General features: G+C 68.3%; 27 protein-coding genes. 16 read left to right on the top strand and 11 right to left on the bottom strand.

Annotation, left to right across the window (positions count from 1 at the left end; all coding sequences use genetic code 11):
* Positions 1-34: 34 nt before the first annotated feature.
* The gene (locus tag AC5L38_RS16365) at positions 35-310 is read right to left on the bottom strand and encodes a helix-turn-helix domain-containing protein (protein WP_495243646.1); all 276 of its coding nucleotides are present in this window, start codon (positions 308-310) and stop codon (positions 35-37) included.
* 203 nt (positions 311-513) lie between these two features.
* On the opposite strand from AC5L38_RS16365, the gene AC5L38_RS16360 reads away from it, so the two are divergent.
* The 3 genes from AC5L38_RS16360 to AC5L38_RS16350 all read left to right on the top strand — a co-directional run bounded on the left by AC5L38_RS16360 (position 514) and on the right by AC5L38_RS16350 (position 3,006).
* Positions 514-1,002, top strand: coding sequence for a hypothetical protein (locus AC5L38_RS16360; RefSeq protein WP_495243645.1), 489 nt, complete (start codon positions 514-516; stop codon positions 1,000-1,002).
* A 143-nt stretch (positions 1,003-1,145) separates the two neighbouring features.
* On the top strand, positions 1,146-1,508 hold the full coding sequence (locus AC5L38_RS16355; RefSeq protein ID WP_495243644.1) for a hypothetical protein: 363 nt from the start codon (positions 1,146-1,148) through the stop codon (positions 1,506-1,508).
* A gap of 10 nt (positions 1,509-1,518) precedes the next feature.
* A complete protein-coding gene (locus AC5L38_RS16350; protein WP_495243643.1) occupies positions 1,519-3,006 on the top strand; it encodes a tyrosine-type recombinase/integrase in 1,488 nt (495 codons plus the stop codon).
* Positions 3,007-3,284: 278 nt separating this feature from the next.
* Here AC5L38_RS16350 and AC5L38_RS16345 read toward each other — a convergent pair whose 3' ends face one another.
* On the bottom strand, positions 3,285-3,416 hold the full coding sequence (locus AC5L38_RS16345; RefSeq protein ID WP_495243642.1) for a hypothetical protein: 132 nt from the start codon (positions 3,414-3,416) through the stop codon (positions 3,285-3,287).
* 697 nt (positions 3,417-4,113) lie between these two features.
* Positions 4,114-4,305 (bottom strand): hypothetical protein, encoded by a 192-nt coding sequence (locus tag AC5L38_RS16340; RefSeq protein WP_495243641.1) that lies wholly within the window; start codon positions 4,303-4,305, stop codon positions 4,114-4,116.
* Positions 4,306-4,314: 9 nt separating this feature from the next.
* Between AC5L38_RS16340 and AC5L38_RS16335 the strand changes: the two genes are divergently transcribed.
* Complete coding sequence (locus AC5L38_RS16335) at positions 4,315-5,064, top strand: Imm10 family immunity protein (protein WP_495243640.1); 750 nt, start codon at positions 4,315-4,317, stop codon at positions 5,062-5,064.
* Positions 5,065-5,269: 205 nt separating this feature from the next.
* A complete protein-coding gene (locus tag AC5L38_RS16330; RefSeq protein WP_495243639.1) occupies positions 5,270-5,836 on the top strand; it encodes a DUF6461 domain-containing protein in 567 nt (188 codons plus the stop codon).
* Between the two features lie 159 nt (positions 5,837-5,995).
* Here AC5L38_RS16330 and AC5L38_RS16325 read toward each other — a convergent pair whose 3' ends face one another.
* Together AC5L38_RS16325 and AC5L38_RS16320 are read right to left on the bottom strand one after the other, a co-directional pair.
* Entirely contained in the window at positions 5,996-6,622 is a 627-nt protein-coding gene (locus AC5L38_RS16325) for a hypothetical protein (RefSeq protein WP_495243638.1), read from the bottom strand.
* A gap of 687 nt (positions 6,623-7,309) precedes the next feature.
* Positions 7,310-7,885 (bottom strand): DUF4240 domain-containing protein, encoded by a 576-nt coding sequence (locus AC5L38_RS16320; protein WP_495243637.1) that lies wholly within the window; start codon positions 7,883-7,885, stop codon positions 7,310-7,312.
* A gap of 471 nt (positions 7,886-8,356) precedes the next feature.
* Between AC5L38_RS16320 and AC5L38_RS16315 the strand changes: the two genes are divergently transcribed.
* Positions 8,357-8,965 (top strand): DUF6461 domain-containing protein, encoded by a 609-nt coding sequence (locus AC5L38_RS16315; RefSeq protein ID WP_495243636.1) that lies wholly within the window; start codon positions 8,357-8,359, stop codon positions 8,963-8,965.
* 353 nt (positions 8,966-9,318) lie between these two features.
* Here the strand turns inward: AC5L38_RS16315 and AC5L38_RS16310 are convergent, their stop codons facing one another.
* The 4 genes from AC5L38_RS16310 to AC5L38_RS16295 all read right to left on the bottom strand — a co-directional run bounded on the left by AC5L38_RS16310 (position 9,319) and on the right by AC5L38_RS16295 (position 14,069).
* Positions 9,319-10,902, bottom strand: a complete 1,584-nt coding sequence (locus AC5L38_RS16310) for an FAD-dependent monooxygenase (RefSeq protein WP_495243635.1) — start codon at positions 10,900-10,902, stop codon at positions 9,319-9,321.
* A gap of 14 nt (positions 10,903-10,916) precedes the next feature.
* Positions 10,917-12,749 (bottom strand): AfsR/SARP family transcriptional regulator, encoded by a 1,833-nt coding sequence (locus AC5L38_RS16305; protein WP_495243762.1) that lies wholly within the window; start codon positions 12,747-12,749, stop codon positions 10,917-10,919.
* 177 nt (positions 12,750-12,926) lie between these two features.
* Entirely contained in the window at positions 12,927-13,322 is a 396-nt protein-coding gene (locus AC5L38_RS16300) for a SchA/CurD-like domain-containing protein (protein ID WP_495243634.1), read from the bottom strand.
* Between the two features lie 9 nt (positions 13,323-13,331).
* Complete coding sequence (locus AC5L38_RS16295) at positions 13,332-14,069, bottom strand: SDR family NAD(P)-dependent oxidoreductase (protein WP_495243633.1); 738 nt, start codon at positions 14,067-14,069, stop codon at positions 13,332-13,334.
* Between the two features lie 203 nt (positions 14,070-14,272).
* Between AC5L38_RS16295 and AC5L38_RS16290 the strand changes: the two genes are divergently transcribed.
* From AC5L38_RS16290 to AC5L38_RS16270, 5 genes are read left to right on the top strand one after another with little or no spacing between them, the layout of a single operon-like run.
* Positions 14,273-15,532 (top strand): cytochrome P450, encoded by a 1,260-nt coding sequence (locus AC5L38_RS16290; RefSeq protein WP_495243632.1) that lies wholly within the window; start codon positions 14,273-14,275, stop codon positions 15,530-15,532.
* Positions 15,510-16,517, top strand: coding sequence for a 3-oxoacyl-ACP synthase III family protein (locus AC5L38_RS16285; RefSeq protein ID WP_495243631.1), 1,008 nt, complete (start codon positions 15,510-15,512; stop codon positions 16,515-16,517). The genes AC5L38_RS16290 and AC5L38_RS16285 overlap by 23 nt, the downstream gene beginning before the upstream one ends.
* Positions 16,514-17,716, top strand: coding sequence for a cytochrome P450 (locus tag AC5L38_RS16280; protein ID WP_495243630.1), 1,203 nt, complete (start codon positions 16,514-16,516; stop codon positions 17,714-17,716). The genes AC5L38_RS16285 and AC5L38_RS16280 overlap by 4 nt, the downstream gene beginning before the upstream one ends.
* Positions 17,713-19,182 carry a peptide MFS transporter gene (locus AC5L38_RS16275; RefSeq protein WP_495243629.1) on the top strand — a complete coding sequence of 490 codons (1,470 nt, stop codon included), beginning with the start codon at positions 17,713-17,715 and terminating at the stop codon, positions 19,180-19,182. The genes AC5L38_RS16280 and AC5L38_RS16275 overlap by 4 nt, the downstream gene beginning before the upstream one ends.
* A gap of 16 nt (positions 19,183-19,198) precedes the next feature.
* The gene (locus tag AC5L38_RS16270) at positions 19,199-20,455 is read left to right on the top strand and encodes a glycosyltransferase (RefSeq protein ID WP_495243628.1); all 1,257 of its coding nucleotides are present in this window, start codon (positions 19,199-19,201) and stop codon (positions 20,453-20,455) included.
* 152 nt (positions 20,456-20,607) lie between these two features.
* Here the strand turns inward: AC5L38_RS16270 and AC5L38_RS16265 are convergent, their stop codons facing one another.
* The gene (locus tag AC5L38_RS16265) at positions 20,608-21,294 is read right to left on the bottom strand and encodes an N-acyl homoserine lactonase family protein (protein ID WP_495243627.1); all 687 of its coding nucleotides are present in this window, start codon (positions 21,292-21,294) and stop codon (positions 20,608-20,610) included.
* Positions 21,291-22,352, bottom strand: coding sequence for an FAD-dependent oxidoreductase (locus tag AC5L38_RS16260; protein ID WP_495243626.1), 1,062 nt, complete (start codon positions 22,350-22,352; stop codon positions 21,291-21,293). Before AC5L38_RS16260 ends, AC5L38_RS16265 begins: the two co-directional genes overlap by 4 nt.
* A gap of 146 nt (positions 22,353-22,498) precedes the next feature.
* Here AC5L38_RS16260 and AC5L38_RS16255 point away from each other — a divergent pair, with 146 nt between their 5' ends.
* The 5 genes from AC5L38_RS16255 (at position 22,499) to AC5L38_RS16235 (ending at position 26,037) form a co-directional block, all read left to right on the top strand.
* Positions 22,499-22,819: a TcmI family type II polyketide cyclase gene (locus tag AC5L38_RS16255; protein WP_495243625.1), complete on the top strand. Its 321-nt coding sequence runs from the start codon at positions 22,499-22,501 to the stop codon at positions 22,817-22,819.
* Between the two features lie 111 nt (positions 22,820-22,930).
* Complete coding sequence (locus AC5L38_RS16250; protein ID WP_495243624.1) at positions 22,931-23,278, top strand: cupin domain-containing protein; 348 nt, start codon at positions 22,931-22,933, stop codon at positions 23,276-23,278.
* Complete coding sequence (locus tag AC5L38_RS16245) at positions 23,275-24,555, top strand: beta-ketoacyl-[acyl-carrier-protein] synthase family protein (protein WP_495243623.1); 1,281 nt, start codon at positions 23,275-23,277, stop codon at positions 24,553-24,555. The genes AC5L38_RS16250 and AC5L38_RS16245 overlap by 4 nt, the downstream gene beginning before the upstream one ends.
* A complete protein-coding gene (locus AC5L38_RS16240; RefSeq protein WP_495243622.1) occupies positions 24,552-25,760 on the top strand; it encodes a ketosynthase chain-length factor in 1,209 nt (402 codons plus the stop codon). Before AC5L38_RS16245 ends, AC5L38_RS16240 begins: the two co-directional genes overlap by 4 nt.
* A 22-nt stretch (positions 25,761-25,782) precedes the next feature.
* Complete coding sequence (locus AC5L38_RS16235) at positions 25,783-26,037, top strand: acyl carrier protein (RefSeq protein WP_495243621.1); 255 nt, start codon at positions 25,783-25,785, stop codon at positions 26,035-26,037.

The raw sequence follows: 26,037 nt of genomic DNA, 5'->3' as shown, positions 1-26,037 counted from the left end.
CAGGGGTGATGTGGATGCCGAGAAGCCGAGCCGGTCAGGCGTTGGCGTAGTTGCTGGCGTGGTGGAACCGCCTGTCCGTTGCGGCGGGGATGGTGGCCTCTTCGCTCTCCAGGTAGGCGAGGGCGTCGAGGCGTCGCACCCGGCGGGCGCCAGCGATTCGCTTGCTCTTGAGGTGGCCCTGGCGGATCAGGAGCTCGATGGTGCGCTTGGAGACGTCCCAGAGGTCGGCGAGGTCGTCGATCTTGATGAGCTGGAGCTCGTCGATCTCCACGACGTCGGCGGCTCCGGCGGGAGGGTCGGTCTGCTTCATGGCGGCAACCTTACGCGGAATTACGCGGAATTCAAGAGAATTACGCGGAATTCTGCATCACTCTGAGGTGTGGAGAAACCCGACAGATACTTGTTGCCGAAAGGTGCTAGTCGGCCCGCCGACCGGCTGGTACGTTGCGCGTAGCTACGCAGAATTACGCGTAGTTCCGCGTAGATCCGCATAGTTCCGAAGGGGATGCCATCGTGCGAGGGCCCGAGGCGCTACCTGCGGCGATCACGCTCATCCGCGACAGACGGCTGGCGAGCGTGCCGCGCATGTCCCAAGCCAAAGCCGCCCAGTTGGCCGAGCAGCTCAGCGGCGGCTCGTTCAGCACGAGTACCTGGACGAAGCTCGAAGGCGGTTCACACGATCCGCCGGCCGACCGACTGGTGATCATGGCGATGGTCGTGGGGGTCACCGCCAATGAGCTGGAGCAGGCGGGAGCGTCCGAGGCTGCACAGATGCTCCGGGACGAGATCCGACGACGAGCCGGCCAGGAGCCGGCGCTGGACAACACAGAGGACACGCCCGAGGCGGTGTTGCAGCTGATCATCCAAGGCTTGGAGGAAATCCGGGCGCTGGGGTTGTCGCCCGCTCAGGCGGCGGCCTTGGAGGCGTCCTTGATCCGCAATGTTCGACAGAACATTACAACCCAGATCGACCAGATTCGGACCGTTTTGGACTCGTCTTGACGGAAATACCCAGATCCGCCCCCGTGAGTTAGGTCTACCTAAATATCACGTTTGTGTATCAACGATTATTAGCGGTTGAATTTTGGACCGTTTGAATTACGGTAAAACGGTGCTCCAGGATCTAAATGATTACGGGAGAGGTTATGTCTGCCCGGAAATCCACCGTTGCCGTGACCGCTGTATGCGCCTGGGTCGGAGCGGTCTCGCTCGCGATCGCCCACGCCGACATCGACAAGGTCTTCGCGCTGCTCGTAGCGGCTGCGGCCCTGCTCACCCTGAGCTTGATGAAGGACAAGTCCCTTTCATCGAGTAACTCGAATGAAAATCCCGAAGATGCTGCGAAAGCAGAAACGCCCGACTATCCCGAGGTCACGATCTCGACTCTGGTACTGGTGAAAGTGCACGAGACCGGATGGCAACAAGGGTGGCAAGCGAAGGAACTGGCGCTCTCGATGGCGGGAGGGCGATCGAGAGACATACCGCAATCATCCCCTAGTCAAAATTAGGTTGATCACTATGGCGAAAAGTGGACGTCCTAAGGGGCGGCGCCGTCAGCGCGGCGAGGACTCCATTTACCAGCGCACCGATGGGCGCTGGACATGCCAGATCTTCCTAGGTACGAAACCCGACGGGACACCGGACCGCAGATGGCTATACGGGAAAACGGCCCAAGAGGTCATCGACAAGCGGAAGCAGTTCCGCCGAAGCGCCGATGACGGGTTCGTGCCGGCGAAGGGGAGAGGGCAGACGCTCGGGGAGTGGATGAGCCACTGGCTGCACTTCATCGTCAAGAACGAGGTCCGAGAGAACACCTGGAACCGCTCCTACCGCCAGAAGACCGAGCAGCACATCATCCCCGGCCTGGGCCGCCTCTACATGAACCACCTGTCGAAGGTCGGCTCCGAGCAGCAGATCGAGAAGTTCTACGTCCACCTCCGAGAGAACGCGAAGCTGGCGCCCGCGACCATCCTCCAGATCCACCGGATCCTGTCGCGGGCGCTGAAGGTCGCCGCGCAGCGCGGGCTCATCGCGAGGAACCCCTGCCAGTTCGTCACCCCGCCCAGCCCTGACACCGCGGAAGTCCTTCCGCCGGAGCGGGACGAGGCGGCCCTGATCCTGGCCGCGGTGCGAGACAGACGCAACGGCGCCCGCTGGGCGCTCGGCCTGGCGGTCGGCCCCCGGCAGGGCGAGGCCCTCGGGCTGATGTGGTCGCACCTGGACCTGAAGGACCCGGACAACGCGAGCGTGCGGATCATGTGGGAGCTGGCCCGCGTGCCGTGGCGGCACGGCTGCGACGACCCGCACGCCTGCGGCGCGAAGCGCCACAAGATGCCGTGCCCCCCGGATCCGGCAGACTGCCGCCCGGCCCAGCGGACCTCCGGCCGACGGCACATCTGCAAGTACCGCTGCCCGCCGGCATGCCGCGAGCACGAGAAGTGCCCGGAGTTCTGTCCGCCGGACTGCACCAAGCACGCGAGCACCTGTCCCAAGAGGCAGGGCGGCGGCCTGGTGCTGACCGAGCCCAAAAGCCGGAAGTCCAAGCGCACGGCGTCGCTGCCGAAGCCGGTCGCGAAGCTGCTGATCGCACACCACAAGGCGCAGATCGCCGCGCGCCTGGCCCACCCGGACTGGCGCGGGTGGGGACACGACGACACCTGTGATCGGCGGCCGAAGGCCCGCGAGACCGTGTGTCCGGCGTGCAGGCGGCCGGTGAAGCGGGACGCGCTGGTGTTCACCCAGCCGAACGGACAGCCGATCGACGCCCGGCGCGACTGGCAGGAATGGGCCGATCTGCTGGAGGAGCTGGGCGTGCCGCACTACCGGATCCACGACGGCCGGCACTTCAGCGCCACCACGGCGCTGGAGGAGGGCGTCGACGTGGTCGTCGTCCAGGAGATGCTCGGCCACGCAACCCCGGCCTTTACACAGCAGGTTTACCAGCACGTGACACCGAAGCTGCAGAAGACGGCGGCGAGGAAGATCGGCAAGGCGCTGTTTAGCTGATCGAAGTGACAGCTTCAGTGACAGCTTGAGAGGTTGCGGAACCTCTCGCATCCTCGCGTATTTCCGTATCACGAACCGGCATCTACCTGGGACTTCTGCGGAACCTCTCATATCCTCTCGTATTTCCGTTATGGGGTGCTTCGGACTTTTAATCCGTAGGTTCTGGGTTCGAGTCCCAGGCGCCCTACCTCAACGACCTGGGCAGACTCCCCATTTTCTATTCGGGAAGTCTGCCCAGGGTTGCAATAAGGGTTGCAACGGTCGCCCTCAGGTTGCGATCAGTCGTCCCACAGCGCCCGCCCCATCCGGCCCGCCGCCTCGATCGCGAGCGTCTCCGTGATGTGGGTGTACCGCTTGGTCGTGGTGAGCTGGGAGTGTCCGAGGACTGCCTGAATCACCCGGATGTCCACCCCTTGTTCAAGCGGCGGCGCGCCGCGCCGCCGTATCCGACCCTCTGCCGCACGCCGACCGGGCGTGCGGCGTGGGCGCCGGTCCCGGCCGGCGGCGCCCCGGGCCGTCCACCGACCCGCGCGCCCGCCGTACCCAAGGCACTCGCCGACCACCGGCCCGCCGCCGCTCCGCTTTCTGGCCAGGCATATGATCAGCCTGTCGACAGGAGCAGACCGTGATCTACTCTCCGTTCGGGATCTTCATTCTTCTCGTGCTCGTATCAGCGGTCGTCATCCCCGTGGTGATAGCCATCGCGCTTATCCGGCTCTTTCGGAACTGACGCCTCCGGCGGGGGACTCCGCTCCGGGATGATTGAGACTGCCGACCACAAGGACCGTAGTTGGCTGAGGTGGGGCTGGGTCTTCCCGCCTGCCACGTCCCAGGCAAGCCCAACAGCTCGACTCCTCCGGCTCAAGGCCGTCTGTGACCGTTGGCATCGCATGACCGAGGAACGTCTACCGGCTGACGTACACGCGAAGACGGCCTTGCCCCTCCGTCCCCGAGCTGTTGCCCCTCCGGGATGGGACGAGGCAGACGGGAAGATCCAGCGGGCGAAGCATGCGCTTGAGCGCATCAATGATCGGACATAGCCACCTGCAAATACGCCCAATAAACTCCTGTTCTCATTCGCACGACGGAAAAGGCCCGGTGAGCATGTCATCCGACCGCACCCATGAACTCTGTGTCGAGATCGGGCGGACCGTGCGGGATGGCGCCCCGGACGGATGGCAGGAGGTCGACGTCCTTCGCTGCCAACTCGGCACCTTCGGCATAACCGGGATCACCTATCGGATGGCGGACGGTTCCCAGCAGGTTCGAGATGGCGAGGACCTCGGTGACCTTTTCCATCAGCTGAAAGTGGCCGAGTACAAGCCGAGTGAGGGGACATGGTTCGTCTGTCGGCTCGGCTACAGCCTGCGCGGGAAGTCGTACAACTCCATGATGCAGACCTTCAGCATGGAGTCGCCTTTCTCCCGGGACTACACCGCCATGATGCCGCTCGCCTTCGGGATGGAGCTGCCTTTTGCCCAGGCCATCGAGGTGCCCGCCTGGGCCTACGTGGAGGAACTGACCAGGTTCCCGCGCAGGCCGGACCTCATCCCGCCGTGGATACTCGCCGCCTGGCCCGAAGGTGTGTCCCTGCCTGAGGGCGGCTCCGCCCCCACCTCACCGGCAGACAGCGAACCCGGCTCGGCCTGGCCTCCTCTGAGAACCATGGTCGCGCGAACCGTCGGCCGAGACGAGGACTCGGAGACGATCGTTTTCGGAGTGGCCGAACACGAGGACGGCACCGGGAACGCCTTGATCTTCATGATGTCCACCGAGGAACCGGACGAGCAGGAGATCGGACTTGGTATGGACACGTATTGCGTCGTCCGCGAGGACCAGGCGGGCACCACCTACGGCGGCGTGACTCACTGCGGGATCGACTCCGGCCGCCTGACCTTCCACTTCACCGCACAGGCCGCGAAGGAACTGAACGTGGAACCCGTCGTCCAGATCGATCTCAAGATCGACGAGGGCAGCGTCGAACTGCTCAGAAGCAGCCTGCGGGAGATCCTGCTGTCCGGCCGTCACGACCAGCACCCCCACGGCATGCACCTCTGATCGCCGGGCCATTAGCGGGCCATTAACCAGGGTGACGAGGGGTCAACCACGGTCACTCACGACCGGCCGAATGCCCAGCTCAGCCGCTCTACAGGGCGTGATTCATGCACTTCCCAAGCTGACAGCGCACGGACCGAGCAAATGAAGTTGTCGGACCTCGCTGCCATGATCTTCGCGTCCATCGCTCTCGCGGGAAGGCATGAGAATGAGCAGCGCTACGGCGGCAGCCTACAAGTGGCTCTGCCAGGAGTTCAGTGACGGCGTCGGAGAGATATGGCTCTTCGCTGGCTTCGTCCGGGACTTGTCCCCTCAGCAGGCATTGCAACGCATCGGCGTCATCCCGAGGTCCCTGGGAGAATCCGGATTCGGCATCGCGGCTTATGCGGCCGACGGCGGAACCGCTCTGATCGAATACGGCTGGGCCGGCATCATCTATAACTGTGGTAGGGAATTGTCGGAGGGCACAGCCGCGGCTGCGGTGCGGGCGACCATCAATAACCGGGACTTCACCCACTCTGTCGACGGCCGCTTGATCACCACGTTCAGTCTGTACTCCTACCGTTTCCGGGAGGGGGCCGACCCTGACCGGCTCCAGGCGGATATCGAAGACCTCGGCATGGACATCAACGGCGACCAGCCCGACTTCCTCGACGACCCCGTCTCCAGCGCTCTGGCCCTTGCCGAACGCGCCACGGGCGTCCACCTGTCTCCCGCCCGTTTCGCCCGTCCGGCTCTGATCGGATCCACCGACCACCTCCATCCCTACCGCTGACGCTCCTGGCTCATGAAGATCCGGAACATAGGCGGAACGGTCTCGGCACGTCACACCCGATGCGGCGCGAAACTTCAGGTCACGGCACCACACGTCGCATAGGAAGCCCTCCTCTTTTAATCCGTTGAGAGTTGGGGCAAGGCGGCAGATCAGCAACTGCTAACGGCGTTGAGGCGGCATTTCACCCACTGGCGCGACGGTGTGCGTCCCGCTGCCTGTGCAACGCCACACGACGATTCCGTCTTCTGGTTCGACACGCAGGCCCCGGTCGTGCACCGGGCAGACGGGCCACATCTTCCACGTCGCCTCCACGACCACGTCCTGGGTGGCGTCGGCCACACACCCGACCCCGCTCCCAGGCCCGAGGCCGTTGCCATGGCAGATGCCCTGGAACTCCACCCATGCCAAACCCATGTCGTCCCAGTCGGGCAGGATCACACGAAGCGTCCCGGTGATGCCCGCAGCGCGAACGTCGCGCTCCACGACCTCCAACGCCTCCTTCAGCGGCACCAGCAGGCCCGGTTCCATAGCGAAGGTCGGCCCGAAGCCGACGCCATCGAGAAGGGCCTCACCTAGCCGGGCCAGGTCGGCGGCCGTCAGCTCGATGGTGGGACGTTCGAGGAGTTCCCGCGTGACAGCGGTGGACACATCCCACTCCTCTACTAGGCAGGCCAACTCGACGAGGGGTTCGGCGTCGAGACCACCATCACGCAACGCCGTGTAGATGCGGACACTCAACTCGTCGACGGCCTGGTCGAGCTCATCGGCCTGCTCGTAGGGACGCATGCCACAGTGTCTCCTGCCCCCCGAATCCTGGGAAGCGAGATTTCACCCATCATCGATGGATATTCGATAGCCCCTACGTCGTCGATGCGGAGCCTCACTCCTCGACTCTGACCCACCAGCCGGGTTGCACTTCGGGTTGCAATACAGGGGCGTTCAGAGCCGTCCAGGATGGACCGCATACACCCCATGACCTGCATTGAACTACCCGGAACAGCTCAAGGCCGATCTTTTAATCCGTAGGTTCTGGGTTCGAGTCCCAGGCGCCCTACCACTCCCGATCAGGAACTTAGGCTCTGACCTGGACCTTTGTTCTTGTCGGCCTTTTCCCGTCCAAAGGTGCGCTTGGCCCTGGGGCGGTCCTTCGGGCATGGGGCCACACCGCCGCCGCCTCCACCTATCGGCGCCGGACTCGTACCAGCCAGATCACAGCCACGACGACCAGTGCCAAGAACACGAGGAACAACAGCTCAGGCCACCCCAGACCGAACACGGAGATCCTTCCCAGGCCGCGATCACTGAACTTACGGTGACCCCGCGGACGAGTCTGGTCAGGGGCACTCGCTCCCCGCGGGGCGCTCCGGCTCCGGGATGCCCACCGAGGGCGTGCCCATCACCGTCAGCCTGTGGAGGGCTGAGGAGAAGGGGGCGGAGCGTACGCAGGTACGTGACCGCGTCTCCCCGCACCGGTCACGATTCGTCTCGTTGGAACATCCGGCTCAACCGGGGCAACCTCTGCGCCACCGCTTCGGGATCGCGGAGCATCCATGCCGGCCCCGTGGGCTCGGGGTCGCTCTGGTCGGTGTGTCCGCGTTCTTCCATGGCGTCGTGGACGCCGTCCTCTTCGCCGGTCACCTCTTCGTACGCGCCGGCGGCCACGTAGCTCAACGCCTCCCGGTCCGGCCACCCGTCATCGGCCCACTCTTCCATCGGGCGCTCTGCCAGCCGTTGCACCTCCGGAACCTGGGCCAGGTTGTCGGGGTCGGTCACGACAAGTTCGAAAGTGTCGCGGCCGAGCCCGATCAGCCATGCCTGGAAGTACCAGAAGCCGTCGGTGGAGCAGCCACCGAAGACGAGGTTGGCGGCCTCCCACATGTCGTAGGTGTCGGATCGCCGCCGTACTTGGTTAAGAAGGATCTGAAAGTCGACAATCTTGGCTGGTGGACGCTGTGCGAGGTGGAGGGAGAGCCATCTCAGGCGCTCATCTGGATCGCTGGTCACTTGCCGGGATCGTTGCAGGAAGAGCCAGAACTCATCGATATCCACGATGGTGCATGGTGTCAGGCTGCGCTGACAGTGCCACGGTACGGAGATCTTGGTCGCCTGCCGGACGCGTGCCGGAACAGGCGGGGAACCACGGTCGTTCACGGGAAACCACGGGGACTCCATCCGCCCCTGGATAATCAGGAAGGTCGTCTTGCACCCCTCCAGAGCCGTCGAGAGGTTTCCGTGCCGGAACCGTCAGAAAAGGCCGCGCAAGCGGTCGCTCGGGTCGATGCCCTCCACCGGCTGGGCGCCCTCGCCCAGTGGCGCCCTTGCTCTCGCCATGTCAGGAACCGGCGATACCCCCGTGGCTGCGACGACTGCACATTCGACGACGTAAGGACGTGTCCCACCTGTCGTGTGTGGCCGTGTCCCACGCACCTGGCCCTGTACGACGAGACGGAAGAGGGCTGCGGTCACCGAATTCCCGTCGACCCGGTCATCGACGGAACGAGCCGTCCTTCCGAGGAGGCGGTGATCGTCGCCGGCGACCGTGGGGCGACCACGGACGTTTACGCGTGGTGGAGTCAGTCTCGATGGGCACCCGCGGCGTTCTGCTTCACCTTCATCGCCGACCTCACGCCCGAAGAGGTGCTACGCCGGCTGGGACTGACCGAGGACCCCGAACAGCAGGGTTTCGCCACCGTCGAGATCGGCCGCGCCGCCGGTGGATCGATCATGGTGGAGTACGGCCATGCCGGGATTCTGCGCGACGTGGTGCGCGACCTTTCGCCCGGTACGTCGATCGCCGGCGTTGAGCGCGATGTCAATCACCGCTCCCACTTCGTCCACGCCGTCGACGGCCACGTCGTCGCGCGGCTGGACCCGATGTACGCCGACTGGAGCGACAGCACCGCCCCCGAACGACTGAAGGAGGACCTCGAAGAACTGGGGATGATCTGGGATTTCGACCCGGAACGCGAGGTCTTCCCGCCTTACATCGAGGGTGCTCTGGCGCTCGCCGAACGACGCACCGGCGTCCGGCTGGAACCCCGCCACCTCCAGTCAGGCGCCCTGCCTCACCGCGCCTCCATCGCCCGCTACTACGAAAGCCCCGAAGGCACCTTTCCAGCGCCGGCCTGACAATCGAATCGGTTGCCTCGCCTGCTTGGGCGCGGTCGAGCCTGCGCAGGCAAGACCTGGATGCCTCCAACGGCCGTAGGTCCCTCGTCAACAAGACTCGTCAACGAGATCCGGAACATACGCGGAACGCCCGGTTCACCCCGATCGGGTGATCGCCCTGGATCGCGGGTCACCACACCAGCCGGCGCATGCGCCCGCGTCCCGCCCGTTCCGACGCCTTTGTCGATCCGGATGTCCGGAGCTTCACCTCGCACGAGGTGTTCTCGTGGAACCGGATTTCCCGGGCGGAGACGCCACCACACTCCTTTCGGAGAAGCGACCTTCAGGAGAAGCGACCTTCACGAGAGCGAGTTTCAGGAGAGCGCCGCCGAAGGCGCGAGCGTCTCCCGGAGGGCGTGCTTGATCTGTTCCCCCGCCTCGGGGCCGGCGTCGTTCGGTGACCGCCACGCCACGTAGCCGTCCGGCCGTACGAGGACCACGCCGCTATCGCCGGTACCGTGCGCGGAGGCCCACTCGCTCCCCAGTCCTGCCAGGGGCCCGCTGCCCACCCGGTGGCAGGTGAGGGGCACCCCGAGTTCCCTGGCGGCCCTGCCCGCCCTCTCCCCCCAGCCGGCTCCGTCGGTGCCGGCCACCAGCACCATCGTCTTCCCGTAGAGGTCGAGGAGGGAGCCCTCCTTCGTCGGCAGGTGGGGGGCGCGTGTCCCGGGACGGCCGCTCGGCCGGGGCTCCCAGACGGACTCGGCGTCGTACCTGCCGCCGAACATGACCACCGGGTCCGGCATGATCGCGGGGTTGGGAGGCGCGGGCCTTCCCTGCGCGAGCCGGGGACGGTCCTTGGAACGCAGCACCGCCTGTTCGACCGTGGCGGCCGCGACCGGGCGCCGCTCGGTGTCGTAGCTGTCGAGCAGGCTGTCGTCGGCATGGCCGTTCAGGACCGCGGCCAGTTTCCACGCGAGGTTGTGCGCGTCCTGGATGCCGACGTTGGAACCGTAGGCGCCGCTGGGAGGCATGACGTGCGCCGCGTCCCCCACCAGGAAGGTCCGTCCCTCCCGGAACCTGCCGGCGGTGCGTCCCGCCGACTCCCAGCCCAGCGCGCCCAGCAGCTTGACGTCGAGGTCGTCGCGTCCGACGGCGGCTCTGACCAGCTTCACGCACCGTTCGTCGCCGAAGTCCGCGTCACCGGGCCGCTCGGCGTCGAAGGGCACGTGCAGCAGCCAGCGATGGGCGTTGTCGATCGGCAGGAGAGCGCCCCTGACCTGGGGATTGATCGTGTAGCAGAGCACGAAGCGCCGGTCGCCCAGTTCGGCGCGGAGGTCGGCCTCGAAATGGATGTTCATGTAGTGGCCGAGGGTCCCGATCCCCTCGAAGGGGATTCCCAGGGAGGAGCGGATCGGGCTCGACGCGCCGTCGGCCGCCACGAGGTAGCGGGCCCGCACCTCCCGGGTGCCGGACGGCCCGTGGAGCACGGCCCCGACCTCGTCACCGGTGTCGTGGATGTCGCGCACCCGGGTGTCGTACACGATCCTGGCGCCGAGTTCCTCGGCACGCGCCCGGAGCACGGGTTCGAACTCGTCCTGGTGGCACATGCACCACGGCGTCGGGGTCAGCGCGCTGAAGTCGGCGCCGGGGTCCATGTGGTACGCCTGCTGGAGCCGGCCGAGTTCCTTGCCGTTCAGGGTCTCCACCGCCATCACCCCGGCGTTGCCGGCCAGCGCGCGCGCGGAGACGGTGGAACGCACCTGGTCCTCGACGCCCACCGAGCGCAGGAGTTCCATCGTGCGCGGGTTGATGCCTCGTGCCCTGGGGTGCGTCGAGGTGCCACCGTGCCTCTCGACCATCAGGCAGTCCACCCCGTGCCAGGCCAGGAAGAGAGCGGTGGCCAGACCGGCGAGACCCCCGCCCACGATCAGCACGTCGGTTTCCTCATTGGCGTTCACAGAAGATCCTCCGATCAGGCGACCGAGCAGCGCACGTCGACGTACTGGCCGCGCTCCATCTCGGCGGCGTAGACACACAGCAGGGGGTGGAAGTGCCAGAGCGGCTCACCGCCCCTGTCCTCTCCGAGCAACTGGATCAGGCTGGCCTCGTGCATGCGGTCGAGGAGACGTTCGGTGTCGCGCACGCTGGACATGAGCTCGCACGCGGCGTAGGTGGTGGTGAAGGTGTCGGCCTTCATCGTTCCGAGTCGCTGGAAGGCGAGGGACTCCTCGCGCGTCAGGAGACTGAGACCGCGTTCCAGGGAGCTGCGCACGTCGAGCCCGTCGGTGCACAGCTCGTTGAGGCGCTCGTTCTCGTCGGCCAGCCTGACGAGCATCTGCCCGAGTGACCAGCCGCGCCTGGTGAGCCGGGCGGCGCAGACGCGGATCGCCAGGGGAAGGCCGCCGCATATCTGGACGAGGGCCCTGGCCACGTCGGGTTCCATGGCGGCCTTGCAGTCGCCGACCAGCAGGGTGAGGAGGTGCTTTCCCTCCTCCATGTTCATCGGGGACAACGTGATCGTCTCGGCTCCGCCGAGCCCGCCGATGGACATCTGGCTCGTGATGAGGACCGCGCTGTGGGGGCCGGTGGGAAGCATCGGGCGTACCTGGTCGACGCTCGTCGCGTTGTCGATCAGCACGAGCAGCCTGCGGTCCGCCACCCACGAGCGGAACAGCTGGCTGCGTCCCTCCAGGTCCATGGGGATGCTGTCGTGCGGCACCCCGACCGCCTGGAGCATCGCGGCCAGCGCGGCCTCGGGCGACACCGGCCCGCTCCTGCGGCGCAGCTGGACGTAGAGCTGGCCGTCGGGATAGTGCGATCTGAGCGCGTGTGCCGCGTGTACGGCCAGGGCGCTCTTTCCCACCCCCGCCATCCCCGTGATGATCACCCGGGGAGGCGCGTACCTGGTGGAGGCGCTGCTGGGGAGGAGGGCCGAGATGACGTGCGCGACCTCCTTGGTACGGCCGGCGAAGTCGGGGGTGTCCGGAGGCAGCTGAGCGGGCTTGATGGACGTTTCCGGCCGCGCGGGCACCGAAGCGGCCTGGGGCTGGGGCTGGAAGTCGATCGACGCGTCGTTGTTGAGGATGGCCTCGTGCAGCTTGCGGACCCTGGGCGAGGGCTCGATGCCGAGTTCGTCGATGAGGAGCATGCGCAGCCGCCGGTACACCTCCAGGGCCTCGCTGCGCCGTTCGCTGCGGTACAGGGCGAGCATGAGCTGCGCCGCCAGGCCCTCCCGGTATGGTTCGGCGGTGGTGAGCAGGCGCAGTTCCCCGATGGTCTCCTGGTGCAGGCCGGCGGCCAGGCTCGCCTCGATGCGCATCTCCAGCGCTCGCTGGCGAAGCTCCTCCAGCCCGGTGACCCTGGCCTGGAGTTGTGGTCCCAGCTCCAGGCCCGCCAGCGCCTGTCCCCGCCACAGTTTCAGCGCCTCGGTGAGGCTGGTCCGCGCCTTGGCGTGCTCGCCGCGCGTCAGCTCGCGCTGTCCCTGGCTCACCAGCTTCGTGAAGGCGTCCAGGTCGAAGGAGCCCGACGCGATTTGGAGGCAGTATCCGGAGCTGTGCGTCTGCAGCACCTGCGAATCATGTGAACGTGATGTTACGAGGAGTTTTCTTAACTGATAAATGTACGTCTGGAGGGTGGTGGAGGCGCTGATAGGAGGATTGTCGCCCCACAGCTCTTTCATAAGCGTGCGGGTCGCGACGACCTGGCCGTGGTTGAGGAGGAGGAGAGAGAGGATGCGGCTGGGCTTCGGCGCCGATAGCGCGATTCGACGTTCGCCGTCGATTATTTCCAGTGGGCCCAAGATCATGAAATCCAACTGTCTCCCCCTAATTAACTAATTCCCAGCGCCTTCTGTGGTCCCGTACAGATGGTTCATAATTCCCCGTCACATCGGACAATAATAAATAACATCAAAACATGTCAAGAGGTCACTTTTCGGACCGTAAGGGCCATCTAGCATTTCTTGACCCTATATCAGCACTTGTCATCTCTTGTCCGTTTTGGGGAGGAACTCCGTCGGTACATAGTGCGTCGAAACGCAGGTCATCGTGCTCTGGGCGAAGTGCTCCCGGAAGCCCTCCGGGGTCTGCGTGTCGCGCTGACCGACCAGGTAGGGGGCCATCCTGCGCTCGGCCTCCCGCATCCCCTCCTGCGTGGACATGTGCCTGGCCACGTCGTCGGTCGTCCCGCCGTCATAGTGGATCACGCGAACGACGATCTCGTCCTTGACGAAAAGCGCGGTGCCGAGCAAGATCCCGATTTGCCGGCCGCTCTCGTCGCGAAGGAAGGGGGATTTCGGCCTCTTGTAGTCGGCGAAGATCTCGGTGATCTCCTTTTCATAGCCGGGCTTGACCCTGTAGGTGATGGCGGCGTAAGGCATGGCGTCTCCTTAGAAACCGGAATCTACGGTCAGCGTCGCGCCGGTAATGGAACGCGACAGGTCCGCGGCGAAGAACAGTACGGCCGCGGCCACATCCTCTTCCGAGGTCAACCTGCCGAGGCAGGTGAGAGAAACGAGCTTCTTCCTGAACGACGCGGGAAGCCGCTGCCGGGCGTCGCTCTCGATCACGCCGGGATCCACCGTGTTGACCCTGATCCCGCGTCCGCCCAGCTCTCTGGCCAGGGAGCGGCCCAGTCCGGCGAGACCGGCCTTGCCCGCCGTGTAGGCGCCTCCGCCGGGCAGGCCACGCATGGCCACCGCGCCGCCCACGTTGACCACCGAGGCGCCGTCGGACAGCAGCGGCAGCATCTCGCGCAGCACGAGGAAGACGGAGGTGAGATTCGAGTCCAGCAGGGTGTGCCAGGTCTTGGGGTCGAGGTCGCCGATCGAGCTCAGGCCGAAGCCGCCCACCGCGTTCACCACGATGTCCAGCCCGCCCAGGTCGCTCTCGCAGCGACGGCGCAGCTCGGCCACGTCCACCGGGTCGACCACGTCGGCCCGCACGACGCGGTGCCCCGGCCCGTACTCGTCCAGGTCCTTCACCATCGTCGCGGCGGAGTCGCCGTCGCTCCGGTGGCAGACCGCGACCGTCGCACCGGCTTCCGCCAGGGCGAGGGCTATCGCGCGTCCGGCTCCCCGTGTGCCTCCTGTGACCAGCGCACGCTTTCCGTTGAGGCGAAGATCCACCTCTGACATCCCTTCTCCGATTTCAGGGCATTGGTTCGGAGCATCGCCCACGCTGCTCGAAATCCACTGGAGAACCATTCGAGAGCATCGCCTCCCTTCGGTGTTCGAGCGTTCTTCGATCAGCGCTCAAGCCGCGCTTGTCAGCGTCGTACCGGCCGTGACGCCCATCCGGCCGCACGGGCATACGCTGAGGAGCACCGCCGATGGCGATCGACCAGGTACGAGAAGACATCTCGTTTCCGTTCGACACCCCTTCACTGTTCGAACCACCACCACAGTTCGCCCACCTGCGGCAGAACTCTCCCGTGGCCAAGGTCCGGCTGCCGAGCGGCGACACCGCGTGGCTCGTCACCGCGCACGAGCAGGTGCGCCAGGTCCTGGCCGACTCGCGTTTCAGCCGGACGGCCGCCACCGCGCCGGGGGCGCCACGCCTGGGGCCCGCCCGCCCCGAACCCTCCGCGATCACCACGATGGACCCGCCGGAACACACCCGGCTGCGCAGGCTCGTCATGCCCGCCTTCTCGGCGCAGCGCCTGGAGGCCATGCGTCCGAGCGTCGTCCGGATCACCGAGGACCTGATCGGCGCGATGGCCGCCGGCGGTCCGCCGGCCGATCTGGTCCAGGGGCTCGCCCGCCCGCTGCCCGTCCAGGTGATGTGCGAGCTGCTCGGCGTGCCGTTCGAGGACAGGGCGCGGTTCGGCGGCTGGCTGGAGGTGGCGCTGAGCGTCTCGCCGGGCGACCGCGAGCGGGTCGAGCGGGCGCGCGCGGACCTGCGCGAGTACTTCCGCGAACTGGTGGAGCTCAAGCGCGCGGCACCGTCCTCCGACGTGCTCGGCGCCCTGGTCTCCGCGCACGACGAGGGCGACCGCCTGAGCGAGGAGGAACTGCTGGCGATGGCCTCCACCCTGCTGACGGCCGGGTGCCAGACCGTCGCCACGGCCGTCGCGAACGGCGCGGCCACGCTGCTGCGCCATCCCGGGCAGATCGCCCTGCTGAGGGAGCGCCCGTCGCTGCTGCCCGGCGCGGTGGAGGAACTGCTGCGCTACACGCCGGGGCCGGCCAGCGGCGGCACCATCAGGGTGGCGCTCCAGGAGGTGGAGCTGGGCGGGGTCACCATCCGCCCGGGTGAGGCGGTCATCCCGTCGACCACCTCGGCCAACCGTGACGCCGCCGTCTTCCCGGCCCCCGACGACTTCGACGTGACGCGGACCGACAACCCGCACGTCGCCTTCGGGCCGGGCATCCACTACTGCCTCGGGCGGGTGCTCGCCCGGATGGAACTGACCGTCGCGTTCGGCGCGCTGATCGACCGGTTCCCCGGGATCCGGTTCGCCGTGCCGCAGGAGGAGCTGCAGTGGAGCAGCGGCGGGATCCTGCGCACGCTGACAGCTTTGCCGATCACGTGGGGAGAGACCGATCACCAGCGAGGAGACCGCTCAGATGGCACCCAGCATCAGGACTAGCAACGAGCCCCGTCACAGTCAGATCATCGGGCTGGGCGTGTACCGGCCCGCGCGGTCGGTGCCCAACTCCGAGATCGCCGGAGGGCTCGGGCTGGCGGAGAAGTGGATCGAGCGGCGCTCCGGCGTGCGGTCGAGACGCTACGCGGGCCCGGAGGAGACCCTCACCGCGATGGCGGTCGCCGCGGCCGAGAAGGCGCTGGCGCACGCGGGTGTCGACGCCGCGAGGATCGGGTTCGTGCTGGTCGCGACGACGACCCACCTGACCCAGATGCCGTCGCTGGCCAGCGGGGTCGCCCACCGGATCGGGGCGACCCGGGCGGGCTCCCTGGACATCCTGGCCGCCTGCGCCGGGTTCACCTACGGGCTCGCGGTGGGCAGCGACATGGTGCGGGCGGGGACGGCCGACCACGTCCTGGTCATCGGGGCGGAGCGGATCACCGACATCCTCGACCACCAGGACCCCGCCACGGCGTTCCTCTTCGCCGACGGCGCCGGCGCCGTGGTGATCGGCCCCTCGTCCACCCCGGGCATCGGCCCCGTGGTCTGGGGCTCGGACGCGGAGCGCGCCGACGCGGTGGGCATGACGGGGTTCTGGGTGCCCGAACTCCGCGAGGACCCGGAGAGGAAATGGCCGGTGCTCGGGATGATCGGCTGGAAGGTCTACCGGTGGGCCGTGGAGGACCTCTCCGAGGTGTGCTCCCGCGCGCTCGACGCCGCGGGGGTCACCGCCGCCGACCTGTCCGCCTTCATCCCCCACCAGGCGAACCGGCTGATCACCGACTCGATGGTCAAGGCGCTGGAGCTGCCGCCGGAGGTCGCGGTCGCCTACGACGTCGAGACGAGCGGCAACACCTCCTCCGCGTCCATCCCGCTGGCCATGGACACGCTGCTGAGCAAGGGCGAGGTCTCCACGGGCGACCTGGCCCTGCTGATCGGGTTCGGGTCCGGTGTCGTCTACGCCAGTCAGGTGGTCAGGCTGCCATGACCACGCCGTTCCCCTTCCCCGCGTCCGATCCCGTCGAGCCGCCCGCCGGGTTCATGGCCCTGGCCCGGCAGGGGCCCGTGACGCGGGTCAGCCTGCCCACCGGCGACACGGCCTGGCTGGTCACCGGTTATGAGGACGTCCGCCGGGTGCTGTCGGACCGCAGGTTCAGCCGGCAGCTGGCGAACGCCCCCGACGCGCCGCGGATCCGTCCCGCCAGGCCCGACGCCGACGCGTCCCTGTTCTCCCTGGACCCGCCCGACCACACCCGGCTGCGGCGGCTGGTGGTCAAGGCGTTCACGCCGCGCAGCATGGAGGCGCTCAGGCCGCGCATAACGGCCGTGACGGAGGAGCTGCTCGACGAGGTCGTGCGCACCGGTCCTCCCGCGGACCTCGTGGCGGGACTCACCCAGCCGTTGCCGATGATCATCATTTGCGACCTGCTCGGCGTGCCGTACGAGGACCGCGAGCGCTTCCGCGAGTGGACCGAACGCATTCTCACCATGACCGCCCACGGCCGCGAGCAGGTGCGGCAGGCCAGCATCGAGCTCAGCGCCTACCTCGCCGAACTCGTCACGCGCAAGCGGAAGGAACCCGGCGACGACCTGCTGAGCGCGCTGATCGCGGTCCAGGAGCGAGACGACGTGCTCAGCGACCGGGAGCTGGTCACCTTCGGGAACACGCTGCTGACGGCCGGTCACCACACCACCGCGGGCCAGATGGCGGCGAGCCTGCTGACCCTGCTGCGCCACCCCGCCCAGGCGCGGGCGCTGCGCGAGGAACCCGGGCGGCTGCCCACCGCGGTCGAGGAACTGCTGCGCTACGCCGTGCCCGCCGCCAACGGCGGGCTCATGCGGATCGCCACCGAGGACATCGAACTGTCCGGGGTGTGGATCCGCGCGGGGGAGGGCGTGCTTCCCGGCATCGTCGCGGCCAACCGGGACATCGAGGTCTACGACGACCCGGACGAACTGGACCTGGCCAGGCGGTGCCCGCACCACCCGCACCTGACGTTCGGCCACGGGATCCACCACTGCCTGGGCGCGCCGCTGGCCCGGCTGGAGCTGGGGGTGGCGATCGGCGCGGTGCTGCGCAGGCTGCCCGGCATGCGGCTGGCCGTACCGGAGTCGGAGCTGACGTGGGCGGGCGGGCAGACCCACCGCACGCTCGACGCGCTGCCGGTCACCTGGGAGGAGACGTGACCGGTCCGGCCGCCGTCTCCGCGCCGGAGGCCGGGGAACGGAGCTTCTTCGGCTACCCCCGCTGGTTCGTCACGCTCTTCCTCACCGACATGTGGGAGCGGTTCAGCTTCTACGGCATGCAGGCGTTGCTCGTGATCTACGCGGCGGCGCCCCGCTCGGAGGGAGGGCTCGGGCTGGAGGCGGGAGCGGCCGCGGCGCTGTTCGGGACCTACATGGCGCTGGCCTTCGTGCTCCCGCTGCCCGGCGGGTGGCTGGGCGACCGGGTGCTCGGCGCCCAGCGGGCGACATTGTGGGGGGCGCTGGTCATCGCGCTCGGTCACTACAGCCTCATGATCCCGACCGACGTGACGTCTTACCTGGGCCTGCTTCTCGTCGCGGTGGGGACGGGGCTGCTGAAGCCCAACATGGCGGCCATCCTCGGCCGGTTCTACGGTCCCGGGGAGGAGGGGAAGCGCGAATCCGCCTTCTCCATCTTCTATATGAGCGTGCAGCTCAGCGCGCTGCTCGCGCCGCTGATCACCGGGTTCCTCGGCGAGCGCGTCCACTGGCACCTCGGGTTCGGCGCGGCCGCGTTCGGCATGACCCTCGGCGTGCTGCAGTACATGATCGGCCGCCGGCGCTTCGGCGACCTGGGCAGGTACCCCGAGGCCCCGGCGCCCCCGGAACTCGTGCGCACGCTGCGCCGGAGAGTGGGCGCGGCCACGGCGGCCGTGGTCCTGCTGCTGGCCGTGGACGTGGCGGCGGGGTGGTTCACGATCGAGCACATCCTGGCCGCCGTCGGCCTGTGCGTGATCGTGGTGCCGATCCTGTACTTCAGGGCGTTCCTGCGCCAGGAGGGGCTGACGGCGGCGGAACGGACCCGCCTGCGCGCCTACCGGTGGCTGTTCGCCTCCTCCGCGTTGTTCTGGATGTGCTTCGCGCAGTCGGGCTCGGTCTACGCCCTGTTCGCCGACCGCCTCACCGACCGCGTGCTCTTCGGGATGGTCGTCCCCGCGAGCTGGTTCCAGTCGCTGAGCCCGCTGTTCATCCTGCTGCTCGCGCCGGGGGTCGCCTGGCTCTGGCTACGGCTGGGCGACCGGGTCGACGTGCCCCGCAAGTACGCCCTCGCGTTGATGGCGATGGCCGCCTCGCTGCTGGTCATGGCGGTGGCGTCGGTGACTCCCGCGCCGGTGTCACCGCTCTGGCTGGTGCTGTCGTTCTTCCTGCTGGCCTGCGGTGAGATCGTCCTGGGCCCGGTGGGCCTGAGTGCCAGCGCCCAGTTCGCCCCCGAGCGGGCCGTGGGCCGGATGATGGGCCTTTTCTGGCTCTCGGCGGCGCTCGGCGCCGCGTTCGGCGCGCAGGTGGCCCGGTTGTGGACCGTCCTGCCCGGTTCCGTCTTCTTCGGCGCGCTCATGGCGTCGGTGGCGCTGGCCGCGATCTGCCTGATGGTCGGCGGCGCCCGGCTCAACCGGTCCCTCACCCTCTGACCCCTCTGGAGCGGCCATGCTGGACAGCAGCGCCGGGACACCCGACAGCGCGAGTGGCGCGATCGCGCCGACACTGCGCGGCGCGCGGGTGGAAATCGTCATCCCGGTCTACAACGAGGAGCGGACGCTCGCCGGATGCGTCCGCACCCTTCGCGCCTACCTGGAGGAGAACCTCCCCTACGAGTGGAACCTGGCCGTCGTCGACAACGCGAGCATCGACCGCACCTGGGACGTGGCCCAGGAGCTGGCGGCCGAGATGCCCGGACTCCGCATCATGAGGCTGGAGGAGAAGGGCCGGGGCAGAGCGCTGCGCGCGGCGTGGTCCTCCAGCGACGCCGACGTCCTGGCGTACATGGACGTCGACCTGTCCACCGGGCTGGAGGCCGTCCTGCCGCTGGTGGCGCCGCTCATCAGCGATCACTCCGACATAGCGGTCGGCTCGCGCCTGGCCGAGGGGGCGCGCACGATACGCGGGCACAAGCGCGAGCTCGTCTCACGCGCCTACAACGTGCTCGTCCGGATGACCCACGGCGTGCGTCACACCGACATGCAGTGCGGGTTCAAGGCCGCCAGGCGCGACTCGATCCTGCCCCTGCTGGACAAGGTCGAGGACGACGGCTGGTTCTTCGACACCGAACTCCTGCTGCTCGCCCACCACAACGGGCTGAGGCTGTACGAGGTGCCCGTCGACTGGGTCGAGGACGTCGACACCAGGGTCGCCATCGCCGGTACGGCCTGGGACGACATCAAGGGCCTGGTCAGGGTCGCCTACGCGCGGATCAGCGGCGGGGCCGACGTGGTGGTGCGCGAACGGGCCGAGCCCGTCTCCGTCCACCCCGACGCCCGCCCGGGTCTCGGGCGTGTCGAGCTGGTCTGGCAGGTGCTGATGTTCTGCGCGATCGGGGTGGTCTCCACGGTCGCGCACGGCCTGCTCTACCTGCTGTTCCGGGAGTGGTGGCCTGTCATGACGGCCAACCTGGCGGCGCTGGTGCTGTGCACGCTGGCCAACACCGAGGCCAACCGCAGGTGGACCTTCCGCCGTCCGGCCGGTGGGCGCAGGAGGCTGCGGATCCACTTCAGGGGACTGGTCGTCTTCGGGCTGTACTACCTGCTCACCACGCTCAGCGCGCTGGTCTGGCAGCGGCTGCACCCGGAGAGCGGGGTGGTCTCCGAGACGCTCGTGCTCCTCGGGGCCGCGCTGGTGGGCACCGCGCTGAGGTTCGTCCTCATGCGCGGCTGGGTGTTCCAGAGCCGCCCCAGGGTTCAGCGGTAGTGGCCGGAAGTGTCCCAGAGCCGCACCAGCACTCAACCCAAGGCTCAGCGATAGTGGCCGGAAATGTCCCAGAGCCGCACCAGCACTCAACCCAAGGCTCAGCAGTAGTGGCCGGAAGTGTCCCAGAGCCGCACCAGCACTCAACCCAAGGCTCAGCGGTAGTGGTCGGGGGCGGTGCGCAGCCGCGCCCACTGCCGGCCGTCGTGCCCGCACACGAGGAGGGCGTCCTCGTGGCGGGCGAGTTCCACCAGGCGGCCGGTGGACTTCCTGGTCTCCTCGGCGTCGGTGTCGAAGGGGAAGATCGGCCGCCGTTCGGGATCGAGCGCGATCTCCATGGGAACGGCGTCACCGGCCAGGATCACCGGCCCGGTCTCGGGGAGCCGGACGAGGACGGACTGGTGGCCGGGCACGTGCCCGCCGGTCTCGATGAGCTCGATGCCCGGCAGCAGCCGCGTGTCACCGTCGACCAGCAGGTAGCGGTCGGCCGGGAGGTCCCAGTTCTCGCGGCACTCCTCGATCCGGGCGAGCGAGCCGGACATCGCCAGTTCGTGGTGGACACGCTGGATGACGAACCGGGCCGAGGGAAAGGCCCGGTGGTTGCCGCAGTGGTCGGGGTCCAGATGCGTGCACACGACGTAGGCGATCTGGCCGGGGTCGACGCCGAGCGTCGCGAGCTGGGGCAGCAGCTCCTCCTCCGGCGCCACGTCGATGCGGCCACCGGGAACGGGGGCGTAGCCGGTGTCCACCAGCACGTCGCCCTCCTCCGTGCGGATCAGGTAGACGGGGACGGGAGCCTTGATCGCGCGGATCGTCCCGGTTCTGAGCAGGTAGAGCCTCATGCCGTGCCTCTCCGTGGCCCGACGAGCCACCGTTCCGGATCGGGCGTGGTCCCGCGGTCCAACATGTTCCAGCCGTCGGCGATCAGCCGGTCGGCGGCCTCGGCCCGCCGGGCCGCGTACGCGTCGAGGGCGCCGGGCCGCGATCGCCCCAGCGCGACGGCCGCCAGCTCGCCGGCGAGCTCGGCGGCCTCCTCGATCGCGGTGTTCACGCTCTGCACGGGCATCGGCAGCCGCCGCGCCGCCTCACCGAGCACGAGGCAGCGGCCGTCGCGCGCCCGTCGGCCGCGGCCCGAGGCGGGCCGGGTCAGCCACGGCTCGCCCTCCAGGGACAGCCCGGCCCGGGTGCCGGTGATCCGCCGTGCGAACGCCTCCATCCCGCCCGCGTCGTGCGTCGGCTCCACGGCGGAGGCGGAGAAGATCCGGCACCCGCCCGAGGGCAGGGGCAGCAGCCCGAGGTTGGCGTGCGGGCCGTGGAAGATGTGCTCCTCGCCGTCCTCCAGGCCGGGCAGGCCGGTCACCGTGGCGTCCACGGCCGTCCACCACAGGGATCTCGGCCGCTCGGCGGTCCAGCCGAGGCCCGCGGCGGCCGGCAGTCGCCCGTCCGCGCCGGTGCACATGACGAGCCAGCGGGCGCGCAGCACGGCGGAGCCGCCGGAGTGGCGCACGTCCACGTCGACGTGATCCGCGCCCTGGCGGACGCCGACCGCCTCGACGCCCCGCTCGACGGGCACGCCGTACCGGCGGGCCGCCTCCTCCAGCAGCAGCTCGGTGCGCTCCTGGCTCAGCACCAGCGCCCTCCGGGAGACCGGGCGCGTCTCGGCGTGCCGGCCCACGTGGAAGACCCGGTTGCGCAGCGGGAAGCTCCACCGAGGATCCGTCAGGTGGACGCCGAGCGCGGCGAGCGCCTCCAGGGGCTCCTCCTGCACGACCGCGCAGCGGGTGCCGGTCGCGGGGTGTTCGCCGCGCTCCACCACGAGGCAGGAGAGCCCCCGGTGTCCGAGGCCCACCGCCAGCGTCAGGCCGGCAGGTCCGGCCCCGATCACAACGACGTCGTACATTTCATCCACTCACTTGGGCGACGGGAAACAGTTCGCATGATATTTCGTCTTCCAAGAATGCGGCAGGCTTTTTCGGTCCAGCGTTTCTCAAGCAGTCCTTGAGGACCCCCGGTGAGACTCCGTACAAGCCGAGTCGTGGAGATGAGATGCACAGAACTCTAATCGTCGCGCATATGAAACCGGCGGATGCGCCGGCGGTCGCCGACATTTTCGCAGAGTCCGACGCCACAGAACTGCCCAAAATGATAGGCGTTACAAGGCGAACCCTATTTCGCTTTCACGATCTCTACTTCCACCTCGTCGAGGCGGATGAGGAAATCACTCCACGCCTGTACTCGGCGCGGGACCACGAGCTCTACGACGACATCAACAAGAAGCTCGCGCGTTACATGACGCCGTACGACCCGAACTGGCGCGAACCGAAGGACTCGATGGCCACGCCTTTCTACACGTGGCAGCCGGAGTAGGAGAGGAGACCCACCATGTCGCAGTCCCCGGTCGTTCCATCCGGCCCTGTCAAGAAGATAGCCGTGGATGACGTGCCGCCCAACCGGAAAAGGGGCGGTGACATCCGAGTCGTGCTGAGCCCCCGATCGGTCGAGGCCACTTCGGGGTTCGGCGGAGTGGGAACACTCGATCCCGGTGAGCGCGTGATCGAGCACTACCACCCCTACTCGGAGGAGTTCGTCTACGTCGTCGACGGTGTACTGACCCTGGACGTCGCGGGGCAGGAGATCGTCGTCGGGCCGGGCGAGGCCTGCATGATCCCGAAGGGTGCCGCGCACCGGCTGATCAACCGTGGAGACGTGCCCGCGCGGGTGGTCTTCCACAGCAGCCCCCTCGCACCGAGGCCCGAGCTCGGCCACGTCGACCTGGAGGAGCCCCTGACCGACGAGGGCGACCCCCAGGTGGGAGGAGCCAGATGAGCAGAGCCGGCAGGCGCGTCCCCGTGGTCACGGGGATGGGGGTGGTGGCGCCGGGCGGACTCGGCGTCACCCCCTTCTGGGACCTCATGTCGTCCGGTCGCACCGCCACCCGCACGGTCACGCTCTTCAAGCCGGAGGGGTTCCGCTGCCAGGTGGCGGCGGAGTGCGACTTCGACCCGGTGGCGCTCGGCCTCACGCCGCAGGAGGTGCGGCGCATGGACCGGGTGGCCCAGATGGCGGTGGTCGCCACGCACGAGGCTCTCGCGGACAGCGGCCTGGACCTGGGAAGCGTCCAGCCCGACCGGGTCGCGGTGACGGTCGGCAACGCCGTCGGCAACACGATCATGATGGAGCGGGAGTACTCGGTGGTCAGCGACGGCGGCCGCAAATGGCTGACCGACTGGGAGTACGCGGTCCCGTACAGCTACAACTACATGATCCCCAGCTCGCTGGCCTGCGAGGTGGCGACCATCGCCGGCGCCGAGGGGCCGGTGTCCCTGATATCCACCGGCTGCACGTCGGGGCTCGACGCGGTGGGCTACGCGGCGCAGCTCATCGAGGAGGGCAGCGCCGACGTGGTCATCGGCGGAGCGGCCGACGCCCCCATCTCCCCCATCACCATGGCCTGTTTCGACGCGCTCCGCGCCACCACGCCGAACAACGCCGACCCCGGGCACGCCTGCCGGCCCTTCGACCAGAAGCGCAACGGCATCGTCCTCGGTGAGGGCTCGGCCATGTTCGTCATGGAGGAGCGGGAGCACGCGCGCCGCCGCGGAGCCAGGGTGCGCGCCGCCATCATGGGCTACGCCAGCAGGGCGAACGCCTACCACATGACCGGTCTGAAGGAGGACGGCCGGGAGCTGTCGGCCGCCATCGACACCGCTCTGCACGGGGCCCGCATCGACACCTCGCGCGTCGACTACATCAACGCGCACGGGTCGGGCACCCGGCAGAACGACAGGCACGAGACCTCCGCGGTGAAGCGCAGCTTCGGCGACCGCGCCTACGAGGTGCCGATGAGCTCGATCAAGTCGATGATCGGCCACTCGCTCGGCGCGATCGGCGCGATCGAGGTCGCCGCGAGCATCCTGGCCATCGAGCACAACGTGGTGCCTCCGACGGCCAACCTCGAGAACCTCGACCCCGAGTGCGACCTGGACTACGTGCCCAACACGGCGCGGGAGACCAACGTGGACGTGGTGCTCAGCGTCGGCAGCGGGTTCGGCGGGTTCCAGACCGCGGTCGTGATCGGGGCCGACGAGGCGGTGGCCGCGTGAGCCGCATCGTCGTGACCGGTCTCGGCGTGCTCGCCCCCAACGGCAACGGCACCGACGACTACTGGTCCAGCACGCTGGCAGGCAAGAGCGGCATCGGCCCGATCTCGCTCTACGACGCCAGCGGCTACCCCTGCAGGCTGGCCGGGGAGGTGCCCGGCTTCGCGGCCGAGAACCACATCGCCGGGAAGCTGAGGGCGCAGACCGACCACATGACCCACCTGGCACTGGCCGCCACCGACGCCGCGCTGGTGGACGCGGAGGTGGACCTGGCGACGGTCGGGGAGTACGAGATGGGGGTCATCACCGCCAACTCCTCGGGCGGGACCGTCTTCGGCCAGAAGGAGCTGGAGAAGCTCTGGCGCAAGGGGCCCGAGCACGTCGGCGCCTACATGGCGGTGGCGTGGTTCTACGCGGCGACCACCGGGCAGATCTCCATCCAGCACAAGATGCGCGGCCCGTGCGGGGTGCTGGCCGCCGAGCAGGCGGGCGGCCTGGACGCCCTCGGGCACGCCAGGCGCCAGATGCGCAAGGAAGGGCTCCAGCTCGTCGTGAGCGGGGGCACGGACGCGTCGCTCTCCCCCGCGGGACTCACCGCCCAGATCAGCACCCGGATGCTGAGCCAGTCGAGCGACCCGCTCCGGGCCTACCTGCCCTTCGACGGCGCCGCCGCGGGCTACGTGCCCGGCCAGGGCGGGGCCATGCTCATCCTGGAACCGCTGGAGTCGGCCGTGGCGCGCGGCGCGCGGCGCCTCTACGGCGAGATCGCCGGCTACGCGTCGGGATTCGACTCCGGCCGTGGAGGCGTGCTGGGCCGCGTCATCCTGCAGGCACTCGCCGACGCGGACGTCGGTCCCGGTGACGTCGACGTGGTCTTCGCCGACGCGCTCGGCATGCCCGACGCCGACCGCGACGAGGCGGACACCCTGAAGACGCTGTTCGGCCCGCGGGGCGTGCCGGTGACCGCGCCGAAGACGATGGTCGGCCGGCTGTACGCGGGGGGAGGGCCCCTCGACGTGGCGGCGGCGCTGCTGTCCATCCGCGACCAGGTGATCCCGCCCACCGTCAACGTGGTCGACCCCGTCGCCGACTACGAACTCGACCTCGTCCTGGGCGAGCCCAGGGACGCGCCCGTGCGCACCGCCCTGGTGGTCGCGCGCGGGTTCGGAGGTTTCCACGCGGCGATCGTCGTCCGCGCCATGTCATGACAAAGCCCGGAGGTGGCATCACATGAGCACGTTCACGGTTGAGAACCTACAGAAGATCATGCAGAGCTGCGCGGACGAGGACGGCAACCAGGTCGACCTCTCGCAGGACATCCTCGACGTGACCTTCAAGGACCTCGACTTCGACTCCCTGGCGGTCCTGGAGCTCGCCACGCGCATCCAGCAGGAGATCGGGGTGCGCATCCCCGACGACGACGTGGCGGAGATGACCACTCCCCGGGCCGTGCTGAACTACGTGGACCGGAAGGCGGCGGCCTGA

It is taken from the genome of Streptosporangium nanhuense (genome assembly GCF_059358815.1).
Note: the sequence above shows the minus strand (reverse complement) of the source record. Positions and strands in the feature narration are given on the sequence as shown.

What these genes read in the sequence shown, in the direction of transcription:
- AC5L38_RS16365 (WP_495243646.1), bottom strand. Translation starts at nt 310, where the DNA reads ATGAAGCAGACCGACCCTCCCGCCGGAGCCGCCGACGTCGTGGAGATC.
- AC5L38_RS16355 (WP_495243644.1), top strand. Translation starts at nt 1,146, where the DNA reads ATGTCTGCCCGGAAATCCACCGTTGCCGTGACCGCTGTATGCGCCTGG.
- AC5L38_RS16350 (WP_495243643.1), top strand. Translation starts at nt 1,519, where the DNA reads ATGGCGAAAAGTGGACGTCCTAAGGGGCGGCGCCGTCAGCGCGGCGAG.
- AC5L38_RS16340 (WP_495243641.1), bottom strand. Translation starts at nt 4,305, where the DNA reads ATGGAAAAGGTCACCGAGGTCCTCGCCATCTCGAACCTGCTGGGAACC.
- AC5L38_RS16330 (WP_495243639.1), top strand. Translation starts at nt 5,270, where the DNA reads ATGAGCAGCGCTACGGCGGCAGCCTACAAGTGGCTCTGCCAGGAGTTC.
- AC5L38_RS16325 (WP_495243638.1), bottom strand. Translation starts at nt 6,622, where the DNA reads ATGCGTCCCTACGAGCAGGCCGATGAGCTCGACCAGGCCGTCGACGAG.
- AC5L38_RS16305 (WP_495243762.1), bottom strand. Translation starts at nt 12,749, where the DNA reads ATGATCTTGGGCCCACTGGAAATAATCGACGGCGAACGTCGAATCGCG.
- AC5L38_RS16300 (WP_495243634.1), bottom strand. Translation starts at nt 13,322, where the DNA reads ATGCCTTACGCCGCCATCACCTACAGGGTCAAGCCCGGCTATGAAAAG.
- AC5L38_RS16290 (WP_495243632.1), top strand. Translation starts at nt 14,273, where the DNA reads ATGGCGATCGACCAGGTACGAGAAGACATCTCGTTTCCGTTCGACACC.
- AC5L38_RS16285 (WP_495243631.1), top strand. Translation starts at nt 15,510, where the DNA reads ATGGCACCCAGCATCAGGACTAGCAACGAGCCCCGTCACAGTCAGATC.
- AC5L38_RS16280 (WP_495243630.1), top strand. Translation starts at nt 16,514, where the DNA reads ATGACCACGCCGTTCCCCTTCCCCGCGTCCGATCCCGTCGAGCCGCCC.
- AC5L38_RS16270 (WP_495243628.1), top strand. Translation starts at nt 19,199, where the DNA reads ATGCTGGACAGCAGCGCCGGGACACCCGACAGCGCGAGTGGCGCGATC.
- AC5L38_RS16265 (WP_495243627.1), bottom strand. Translation starts at nt 21,294, where the DNA reads ATGAGGCTCTACCTGCTCAGAACCGGGACGATCCGCGCGATCAAGGCT.
- AC5L38_RS16260 (WP_495243626.1), bottom strand. Translation starts at nt 22,352, where the DNA reads ATGTACGACGTCGTTGTGATCGGGGCCGGACCTGCCGGCCTGACGCTG.
- AC5L38_RS16255 (WP_495243625.1), top strand. Translation starts at nt 22,499, where the DNA reads ATGCACAGAACTCTAATCGTCGCGCATATGAAACCGGCGGATGCGCCG.
- AC5L38_RS16245 (WP_495243623.1), top strand. Translation starts at nt 23,275, where the DNA reads ATGAGCAGAGCCGGCAGGCGCGTCCCCGTGGTCACGGGGATGGGGGTG.
- AC5L38_RS16235 (WP_495243621.1), top strand. Translation starts at nt 25,783, where the DNA reads ATGAGCACGTTCACGGTTGAGAACCTACAGAAGATCATGCAGAGCTGC.